Source organism: Rhodococcus sp. As11, assembly GCF_048957735.1.
Lineage (GTDB): Bacteria > Actinomycetota > Actinomycetes > Mycobacteriales > Mycobacteriaceae > Rhodococcus > Rhodococcus gordoniae.
The window spans coordinates 1-10306 of sequence record NZ_JARDJE010000038.1 but is presented as its reverse complement, the minus strand read 5'-3'; the positions used below and the strand labels follow the sequence as shown (position 1 = coordinate 10306).

Annotated in this window: 7 protein-coding genes and 1 pseudogene; 4 read left to right on the top strand and 4 right to left on the bottom strand. The window is 64.2% G+C overall.

All coding sequences use genetic code 11. From position 1 onward, the window contains the following. The 4 genes and pseudogenes from PV766_RS23755 to PV766_RS23740 form a co-directional block, all read left to right on the top strand. Positions 1 to 163 (top strand): annotated as a pseudogene (locus tag PV766_RS23755) (succinyl-CoA--3-ketoacid-CoA transferase); the annotation flags it as partial. Between the two features lie 13 nt (positions 164 to 176). After that, entirely contained in the window at positions 177 to 1754 is a 1578-nt protein-coding gene (locus tag PV766_RS23750) for a long-chain-fatty-acid--CoA ligase (RefSeq protein WP_421098096.1), read from the top strand. Continuing rightward, complete coding sequence (locus PV766_RS23745; RefSeq protein ID WP_421098095.1) at positions 1751 to 2821, top strand: YeiH family protein; 1071 nt, start codon at positions 1751 to 1753, stop codon at positions 2819 to 2821. Before PV766_RS23750 ends, PV766_RS23745 begins: the two co-directional genes overlap by 4 nt. Before the next feature lie 137 nt (positions 2822 to 2958). Next, the gene (locus PV766_RS23740; protein ID WP_421098094.1) at positions 2959 to 4104 is read left to right on the top strand and encodes an acyl-CoA dehydrogenase family protein; all 1146 of its coding nucleotides are present in this window, start codon (positions 2959 to 2961) and stop codon (positions 4102 to 4104) included. 301 nt (positions 4105 to 4405) lie between these two features. On the opposite strand, the gene PV766_RS23735 is transcribed toward PV766_RS23740, so the two are convergent. The 4 genes from PV766_RS23735 to PV766_RS23720 are packed head-to-tail and all read right to left on the bottom strand — an operon-like array spanning position 4406 to position 8688. After that, the gene (locus PV766_RS23735) at positions 4406 to 5200 is read right to left on the bottom strand and encodes a hypothetical protein (RefSeq protein WP_421098093.1); all 795 of its coding nucleotides are present in this window, start codon (positions 5198 to 5200) and stop codon (positions 4406 to 4408) included. Beyond that, positions 5201 to 7015, bottom strand: coding sequence for a hypothetical protein (locus PV766_RS23730; protein ID WP_421098092.1), 1815 nt, complete (start codon positions 7013 to 7015; stop codon positions 5201 to 5203). Positions 7016 to 7069: 54 nt separating this feature from the next. Further along, positions 7070 to 7978, bottom strand: coding sequence for a ParB/RepB/Spo0J family partition protein (locus PV766_RS23725; RefSeq protein WP_064063717.1), 909 nt, complete (start codon positions 7976 to 7978; stop codon positions 7070 to 7072). Then, entirely contained in the window at positions 7978 to 8688 is a 711-nt protein-coding gene (locus PV766_RS23720; RefSeq protein ID WP_026003342.1) for a ParA family protein, read from the bottom strand. Before PV766_RS23720 ends, PV766_RS23725 begins: the two co-directional genes overlap by 1 nt. Between the last annotated feature and the right edge of the window lie 1618 nt (positions 8689 to 10306).

Below are 10306 nucleotides of genomic sequence, written 5' to 3'. Positions count from 1 at the left end.
GTGGTCCAGCGCATCGTCACCAACCTCGCGGTGATCGACGTGACCGCCGACGGCCTCGTCCTGACCGAGTGCGCCCCCGGGCGTCACCGAGGATCAGGTGCGCGCCGCCACCGGAGCACCGCTGTCCTCGATCGCCGAATCCACTGCCTTGTCCGAATCCTGAAAGCGACCCCATCATGCTCAACCTGTCCGTTCTTCTGGAGGATTCCGCCCGCCGGTACCCACACCGCGATGCCGTGGTGATCGGAAACACCCGGATCAGTTACGGCGAACTCGACGCCCGCGCGAACCAGGTAGCGAACCTGCTGGTCGAGCGAGGTATCACGCCGGGTGACACCGTGGCCATGTCGTTTCCCAACGTGCCGGAATTCGCGATCGTCTACTACGGCATCCTCAAAGCCGGGGCCGTCGTAGTGCCGCTGAACATCATGCTCAAGAGCCGTGAGATCGCCTACCATCTCGACGATTCCGGCGCTCTGGCCTACTTCTGCTTCGAAGGCGGACCGGACCTGCCGATCGGCGAGGGCGGGCGAACCGCGTTCGCATCGGCACCGATGTGCCGGGAGCTGTTCGTGGTCGGCGAGGGCGGTGATGCCGGAACCGGCGACGTGCAACGACTCGACGCAGCTCTGGCGGGCCTGCCGGCAGAGTTCGTGTCGGCGGTGCGTGAGCCGCAGGACACCGCAGTGATCCTCTACACCAGCGGAACCACTGGAAAAGCCAAGGGGGCCGAGCTCTCTCACTCGAACATGGTGATGAACGCGATCACCGCCAACCGACTGTTCGACAGCAACCCGGTACGCCACGACACCTATCTGGTCACGCTTCCGCTGTTCCATTCGTTCGGACAGACCGCGATGATGAATGCGGGATTGTCGGTCGGCGCCACCTTGGTGCTCCTGCCTCGCTTCGACGCCCGTGCTGCGCTGGACGTGATGACCGCTGAGGGTGTCACCGTCTTCGCCGGCGTCCCGACGATGTACTGGGGCCTGCTCAATGCGGTGGACGAGAACGTCGACGTCGAACGGATCGCCGCGACGATGCGCCGGGCGATCTCCGGCGGCGCAGCGCTTCCGGTGGAGATTCTGACCCGATTCTCCGAACGATTCGGCGTACAGATCCTCGAAGGTTACGGGTTGTCCGAGACCTCACCGTTGGCGCTGTTCAGTGACCCGGAACGGGATCCACGACCGGGATCGATCGGGGTACCGGTGTGGGGTGTGGAAGCTCGGCTCGTCGACGCGAGCTGGAACACCCTTACCGACCCCGGCGTCATCGGAGAACTCGCGGTGCGCGGCCACAACGTCATGTCCGGATATCTCGGGCGACCCGAGGCCACCGACGAGGTGATGCGGGACGGTTGGCTGCGCACCGGCGACCTCGCGCGACGGGACGCCGACGGCTTCTACTACATCGTCGACCGAGCGAAGGACCTGATCATCCGTGGCGGCTTCAACGTCTACCCCCGCGAGATCGAAGAAGTACTGATCACCCACGATGCGGTCTCGCTCGCTGCGGTGGTCGGGGTCCCCCACCCCACCCACGGTGAAGAGGTCAAAGCCTTCGTCATCCTCGAACCCGGTGCGCAGATCACCGAAGAAGAATTGATCGTCTGGTGCCGAGACCAGATGGCGGCCTACAAATATCCGCGAGCAATCGAATTCACCACTATCCTGCCGACGACCGCCACAGGCAAGATCCTCAAGCGCGAACTCGCCGCAGCAGAACCCCAACTGCAAGGTGTTCGGGGATGATCGGCGATCTGCACGTGACACCGGAATTGCCCGTCGCCGCACAGTCCGACACGACGCCCGAGACTACGCCGCGCGCGCATTCCCGAGCTATCGCTCTGACCGCTGGGATCGCGCTGTGCGTCGCCGGCGCCGGGACCGCGCTGTTGCTCGGTGGTCTGATACCGGCCGTGAACCCGATGCTGATCGCCATCGTCCTCGGGGCGCTGGCAGCCAATCTGGTCTCGTTGCCCGCGTGGATCCGGCCCGGGGTGGAATTCTCGACCAAACGATTGCTCCGTCTCGGCATCGCTGTCCTCGGACTCCAATTGATGTTCAGCGACATCATCGAACTGGGGTGGGGTGTCATCGGTGTCGTCATCGCGATCGTCACGCTCGGCATCACGGGAACGATGTACCTGGGCAGGCTCCTCGGCTTGTCGTGGACTCAACGAGTCCTCATCGCGTGCGGATTCTCGATCTGCGGTGCGGCTGCTGTGGCCGCCGCCGACGGTGTGGTCGACGCGAAGGACGAGGAGACCCTCACGTCCATCGCGCTCGTCGTCGTCTTCGGCACTGCAATGATCCCCGGTATCCCGCTGCTGGCACACATCATGGGGATGAACGATCTACAGGCCGGAATCCTCGCCGGCGGTTCGATCCATGAGGTCGCGCAGGTGGTCGCCGCCGGCGGTGTGATCGGCGGCAGTGCACTTGCCGTGGCCACTCTTGCGCGTGTGCTGATGCTGGCCCCGGTCATGGCTTATTTCGGGCTCGTGCAGCGACGCCGTTGCCGCGAGAAGGGAACGAACGGCGCGACGGTCGGCACGCGACCGCCGCTGGTCCCGGTCTTCTTCCTCGGGTTCCTCGCATTGGTGGCAGTCCGGTCGTCGGGGCTGCTCCCCGACGTCGTCGTCGACCAGGCCGCGCTCGTTCAATCGGCCTTGTTGACCACGGCGATGTTCGGGCTCGGACTCGGAGTCCGGCTGAGTCTGCTGCGCTCGGTCGGTCCGCGGCCGTTCATCCTCGCCGCCGCCGCCACCGGGTGGGTGCTGCTTGTTGCGCTTCTCGGTGTGGCGATAGTGGCCTGAGCAGTCCTACCGAATCTCGGGTGCATGGCGCGTCGTACGGCGAGAGATCGTCGGGCTCTCCCTCGGCCCCATGTCGACCCAGCCATCACATCGCTTCTGTTCACTTCACGACGGGGTTCCCGCAAGGAGGATGTCTCATGGATCGGACCCTCTACGACCACGACCACGAACTTTTTCGGTCGTCGGTCCGTGAGTTCCTGCACCGCCAGGTCTCGCCCCGCACCGAACACTTCGTCGAGGATCGGGCGGTGCCTCGGGATGTGTGGATCGAAGCCGGCAAGCACGGCTTCCTCGGTCTGCAGATCCCCGAAACATATGGTGGATCGGAGGCTTCCGACTACCGATATACCGCAGTGATCACCGAGGAGTTCGCCCGGATCTCGGCCTCCCTGTCGTCGTGTCTGGGTATCCACATCGACGTCGTCGCCCCGTATCTGACCGAACTGACCACCGAGAACCAACGCCGCCGTTGGCTGCCGGGTTTCTGCAGCGGCGAAATCCTCACGGCCATCGCCATGACCGAACCTTCCGGCGGCACCGATCTGGCGAATCTGAAGACCACCGCGGTCCGAGATGGTAACGGCTGGGTGCTCAACGGATCGAAAACTTTCATCACCAATGGTTGTTCCGCCGATCTGGTTGTCGTCGCCGCCCGCACCAACCCTGGCGCCGGCGCCCGCGGCATCACTCTGTTCGGAGTCGAAACCGGCACCCCCGGTTTCACCCGCGGCCGCAAGCTCGACAAGGTGGGCCAACCCGAATCCGACACTGCCGAACTGTTCTTCGACAACGTGCGCCTCGACGAGAGCGCTGTGATCGGCGAGGTGGACCGCGGTTTCATACACATGATGGATCGCCTCCCCCAGGAACGCCTGGGCTGCGCGGTCTCCAACATCGCCCACGTCGACCAGATCCTGCGTGAAACGATCGCTTATACCAAGGACCGCAACGCCTTCGGCCGGCCGATCGGCTCGTTCCAGCACAACAAGTTCCTGCTCGCCGAACTGGTCACCAAGGTCGAAGCCGCCCAGGCCTTCGTCGACCAGGCCATTGTGGCGCACGTCGACGGCACCCTCACTGCCGTCGACGCCGCCAAGACCAAATGGTGGTCCGCCGAGATACAGAACGACGTGCTCGATCACTGCGTCCAGTTGCACGGCGGCTACGGGTTCATGAACGAATACCGTGTCGCCCGAGCCTGGAAAGACGCCCGGGTCACCAAGATCTGGGCCGGATCCAACGAGATCATGAAGGAACTCATCGGCCGCGACCTCGGCCTGTGACCCCGCTATTGTCAGGAGTACACCATGCCCGAAGCTGTCATCGTGTCCGCCGTACGGTCGCCGATCGGACGAGCACGCAAGGGCGACGCTCATCAACAACCTGCGCACCCACGACAAGCAGTTCGGTGTCGAGACGATGTGCGTCGGTGGCGATCAGGGCATGGTGATGGTGCTCGAACGTCTGAGCTGACATTCGGCCTGCCGAGCAGGATCACACCCGCTGGACGATATGGACAGCCCCAGCGCTGAGTCAGCGGGTTGCGCGCCTGCATTCATTCCGCAACAGGAACGAGGGTGTCGGTCAGTGCCAGGTGACGTCGATGCTGTCGATTGCGTCGAAGTGGAAACCGAACTGGTCACTGTAGACGTCGAACCCTTTGTTCTCGGGATAGTCGATCGTCGCGTGGCGTTCGAGGATAGCGACGACTCGGGCTTGGTCGTCGTTGGCAAGCGCCGCCGCCAACGCTTCCGATTCGACGGCGCTGAACGGGACGTCCGAGTTGCCGAAGTCCAGTGTGCGGGTGCGGTAGTCGTAGCCGGCCTCATCACCGTTGCGTACATGGACACGGCCGGTGACGCGAATGGTGGCAATCTTCGGTGTGCCGTCGGGGTTGAAGACCCCGGCCTTACCCATGACGTCCTTGGCCTTGACGTCCTTAAGTTTCGACCGTGCGTCGTTGCGCAGTTCGTTGGTCTTGCCGGAGATGTACTTACGCACCGAGGAGGGGCTGCGGCCGATCTTCCTCGCTACCTTGTTCACTCCACCGAGCCGTGCGATGGCAGCGCGACGCTGGGCCAACTCGGCCACCTCGGCATGGGGGATGCGGCCTTGCTGAACCCAACGGCGCAGCGTTCGGTCCGATGGTGGAGTGCGACCGGCGTCGATGGATGCCTGCCGCAGTCCCTCGTTGCCGATCTCGGTGCGGATCTGTCTGACCGAGACTCGCGAGGTCAAGCCGGCCAGGCCTCTGCTGGTTTCCTGTGCCTTGGCGACACCGGCGGCTGCCGCGGCGGCGACGGTGACCTTCATGCCGTCGAGACCGACCGTTTTCTGCGGCACCGCTTTCGATCGGGGTTTCGGGAGGTGCAGCGCCATCTACTCCCCCTTGTCGGTGTCGGTGCCGTAGGCAGCGGCGATCGCCAGACGGACCTCGTGGGTGGTCTCGGCTCCTGCGAAGGCCAGCAGCATCTCATCGGTGAGATCGATGTGCTTTTCCAGGGTCATCTTGCCCAGCGCGTCGCTGTCGTCGGCAAGGGTCTGCCCCTCCCCCACCAGATACACCCAGGAGTCGGTCATGGTGCGGATCGGCCAGCGCCCGGTCTCACGGGCGATGCGCATCGCGACGCGACGGCCACGCCACCGGCAGTGCGCCATGATCGCGGCTCGCCACAACGGCTGGTGGTGGTGGTGCATGCGAGTCGCGGTCCACATGTCCGGATTGACCATCCGACCGACATAGCCCTTGTAGCAGGCGCCGAGAAAACGTTTCATGGCAACGTCGCCGGTGCCGACGGTCACCGTGCGGGCCTCGCGCAACACTTTCGCCCACTTGTCCAGGGCGCGACCTTGTTCCTCGTAGACCCAGGCCTCGGTGACGTCGAGGTCGTCGGCATCGAGCCCCATTCCCCCGTCGGCGATGGGCGCGCACAGTCCGTCGAGACTGACGGTAGTGATCCATGTCTGTACCGGCCGGTCGTCGAGCATCGCCGGATGCGGTAGCGGCAGCTTCTCCGGTAGACCGAATTGCGCTGCGGCGGGCAGAGTCACGCGCCAGAGGCCGAAAGCCGGCTTGTCGACTGCTGCGGCGGCTGCGGCATCGTCACCGACGAGATTGCGGATCCGGCCGTAGCCGAACGACAGCATGCCCGCCGAAGCCAGATACGCGGCGCGCTGGTCGATGGTGACCAGCGCGGAGGCACCATCGAGGTCGTCGGCGTCGGGGATACGGGACCAGCCGGCGGCCGGTTCGAGGTCCCCGCGTGGGGCGTCGGCGATCGGTGGGAGGGGCCCGCCGGCCGTGACGACGATGCCTTTGCCGGTGCGGAGGCGTTCGCGACGGATCTTGTCCAGTACGGCGGCACCGGTGCGGGCGGGGGTCGGGCCCGGCAGGGTGTCGAGGTGCTTGACGGACCAGGCCAGGCGGCGGCCGAGTTCGCGGGCGGCGGGACGGTCGTCGTCGGGCAGGTAGGTACCGGCGGCGGGGTTGCCTAGGATGCCCATGTCTCCGACGCGGTTACCCCAGCCGAAGTCCTTGTTCCAGTAGGTCCACACGTAGGGCTCGAGGACGAGATCGACCATCTGAGTGGCTTTACCGACCTTGCGGAGGAGATGGATGACGTAGCCGGGATCGCCGCGCAGTTCCCAACCTGCAGCGATCAGAGGCGGCAGAGTGGCAGCGATAGCGTGGGTCAGCTCGGTCGCAGCGCGTTGGCGGAGTTGTTCGAGGTCGTCGACGTCGTCTTCACTGCCGGGGTCGATCGTCCAACCGAGCTGGGCGCACGAGTCGATCCCGACGAACCACACCTGTGCAGTGAGTCCGTGCGGAGTCAATGCTGCCCAGTGCAGCAGCTTGTCCAGCTTCTCGATCGAGTCGACCGGTCCGGTCAGACGGGCACCCGACGGTGTGTAGGTGGCTTCGGCGGTGACGATGATGGCGTGACCGTCCGCATCCTCGGTGACAGGTAGCGACTCCCATGGTCGAGACTCGGCCGGAAGATCCGGCACCTGGTCGGTGCCGGCGGCAACATCCGCGTCGGATGCGGCGGTGTCAGCGTCGGTGGCCGACAGATTTTCCGGCGGCGCATCGGGCGTGTCGGACGTCGGTTCTTCGGCGACAGGTGGCTCGACCGTCGGCTCTTCGGATTCGGGATCGAGATCGAAAAGGGCGATCTGGTCGTCGATTCCGCTCATCGGCTCACCACTGCAGTCCTTCTGCGCTCCACCGGCGCCGTCTCCGAGTCGTGCCTACCGGAGCTCGAGCGCATCGATGAGCTTGCGGCGCTCGTCATCGGTGAAGTGCTTACGCACTGCCGCGGCAAGCACATCCGGATCTGCGCCGAGTCGTTTGAGTGCCTGAGCCACCTTGTCCACCGGCTCGAGCTTGCTCGCAGGCTCTTTCGGCTGTGGCTCCTCCGAATCCGAAGCCTCAGGCTCGACTTCGGGTTCCGGCTCAGAATTTTGTGCCGCTTGCCATGCCGCGACCTGTTCCTCGAGCGGAACTCGGGCCAGAGATCGGGCTTGACGAACGGCGAGATCGCCTGCGCGCAGGGCTGCTTGAAGTTCGGGTGCGAGTTTGAGCAGGGCGCGGCGCTGGGACACCCAGCCTTTGGAGCGGCCGAGTTTCTTCGCTGCTGCGTCGGCGCTGCCGAACTCGGAGACCATCAGCTCGACGGCCTTGGCTTCTTCGAGGACGTCGAAGTCACGGCGGTCGATGTTCTCACTTGTTGCAGCCCAGAGAATCTCTCCTCTATCGGTGGCGATGCTGTCGCGCAGGACGACATCGAGTCCGGGACGCCCGTACTTCTGGGCGGCAGCGAGACGACGGTTGCCGTTGACGACGATGTACTCGGCAGTGCCGATATCGTCTTCGTCTTCGGGCCACAGTTTCAGCCAGGCTGCGCGGCTGACGACGGTTCCCGGTTGCAGTTGCCGGTCGACGATCGTAGCCAGGTCGGACAGGTCCCCGAGTTCGTCGCGTGGGTTTCTGGGGTTGGCAACGAGCCGGCCGACGGGAACATCAGCGAGCAGTTGACCTTCGACGGGCCGGGCAACAACCTTGTACGGTGTGGGAGTGCGCTTACGGTCTACCGGAGAGTTGTCGCCTACTGCTCCGACCAAGGAGGCGAAGTTTGCGCGCCCACCCTTGGGCGCCATCAGCGACCACCGTCCGCGAGCTCGAGACTGAGCTTGTAGAAATCCTCCCGGGCCTGCAGAGAGACGCGGTTGGCTTCGTACTCGGTGACGACCCTGCCCTCCGCGGCGGCTCGAGTGTGAACCTTGTAGTGCCGCACGACGGTTCGCGCAAGTGGCCACCCGTTGGCCTGGACGAATTCTCGTGTCTGTTCGAGGTCGACCTTGCCGTCCCGGGGGTCCCAGTTGTTCACAACGACAATGAATTTCTTACCGAGGGGTTCGATGACCTGCTTGATGGTCCGAGCCGTGGGGTCGAAGCAGAGCGGTTCGGGCTCGATGGGAACGATGACCAGATCGGCGACTTCGAGGACGGCGCGTAGGGCGTCGGCGGAGCTGCCGGTCCCGAGCACATCGGTGCCGTCGTCGGCGCCGGACAGATCGATCCAGCCCGGGGTATCGACATAGACGTGCTTGATACCGGGAAGTTTGTCGAGATTGCGGAGCACGTCGAGATTGTCGTGAACCTGGTCGATCAGGAACGGCAATTCCTGGACGCGGGAGGCCCACCAGACGGCGGATCCCTGGGGGTCCACCGAGATCGCTGCTACCGGGGACTGGACGTCGTCATCGTCGCCGGCGGTGAGAACGTCCGCTTTGACTGCGGCGAGATTCATTGTAAGGGTGGATTTTCCGACGCCGCCCTTTTGGTTGAGCATGACATGAACAGCCATAGGTTACCTCCGTATGCTTCACCCCACGGTGGGGCTACTTCGGACTACGCTTCGCCATCTTCTGGCGGAGATGACGGTTGCGCCCGCATCGCCGCATCGGTGCTGATGCAGTTCGATGAGGCGCGCAACTCGTACAATAGACCCTTACAGGTCTACGGAACAACCTTTCGCCGTATCATCTCAGATGTGCTCCGCTACCTGACTTTGCACGAGGTTGCCGACCGTGTCGGTATCACCTACAACACCGCCAAAGGTTATCTACGGAAAGGTGTTCTGCCGCAAGCCGATGCGTCTATCGGTCCCCGATTCGGTTGGCTCCCTGAGACTGTCGACGCATGGATGGAAACCCGGCCGGGTCGAGGCCGACGAACACACGCGGGCACTCCCCCGACCTACGTCCGGCTGGGTTCGACGCCAGAGAATCTGTGACCGCTTCAGCGTGTCGTGAATGCCCCGGGACGTCGCGGGATGAAGCGACACTTTCCGCAGGAGGCGAAATGCACTCCCTCCCCCTCCCCCATTTCGTCACAGTGACATCAAATGTCCGAGGGTTTCTTTCATAGAGAACTGCAGTCACAGCGTCTCGAATTCCCCTGAGCGACGCGGAAGTTACACCGATGACGGGGATGGACGAGGCTCCGAGTTTCCGTCCTGCCGAGATTGCTTTCGCAGAGCGAGCTGGCTCAGCGGTACTGGTCCAGATCCTCCAGCGGCCGGTGGTTTACCGCGGTAAACCACCGAAGCGGTTACCCCTTCGAGGTCGCGTCGCGCACGGATCGACCGCACGTCCGACTCTTGCTCGATTACGAAACTCGCCTCCAAGTCATACGACGCGTACTTAGGCAGGGGGCGCGCCGCTGCTGCGACATCGCATCGCGCACGATCGCCCACCATTTCGGTATCGTGACGGGTTTCGGCAGACCTACTGAGATTCGACCGAGCGAAGGACGGGCGATTCGATGCGGTCACTACGCATCCCTCCCCCCCCCTGGTCGTTGGCTCCCGCACTTCGGAGGCTGCCCCTCCCCTCCCCCTACGCGACCGAACTTCCGGATCCACCGGCGAGTACATCCTTGCGAGCCCCAGTCCGGGCGGCGGGGCTCTCGCGCGTTGCGTGACGCTTCACCTCCCTCTTACCGTTTACACATCCTGCCGTTCTGAGGCCCGGTTTACCGCGGTAAACCGGGCCTCAGAACGGCAGGATGCCGCGAGGTTGCTCGAGCAGAGCGACGGATTCTTGTTGTACTTACACACGAGTTACCGGAGCTTCGACGTCACCGAGCACCGGAGGATCGAGGGGTCGCCTCATAGCAACCCACTCCCCTTCCACCTGGGCGCGATCGACACCCGGGGCTGTCGGACCACTGCTGCGGGGCCGTCTGGTCATCGGCGTGGCCAGCACCGACGCTCGGATGCCGTGTCCGCTCCCCTATTACGCGGATCTGTACAACAGATGCCGCGGTTTACCGCGGTAAACCAGGATCGAACGAATCACGTCTTGGGTATAGGCGCATGTACCGCCCTGCCCACGATTCGAACTGCGGATCCCGCCGAATGTCGCCCGTTCGAGTCCAGCAGGCGCAGACGGTGGCTCGGTTTACCGCGGTAAACCGAGCCA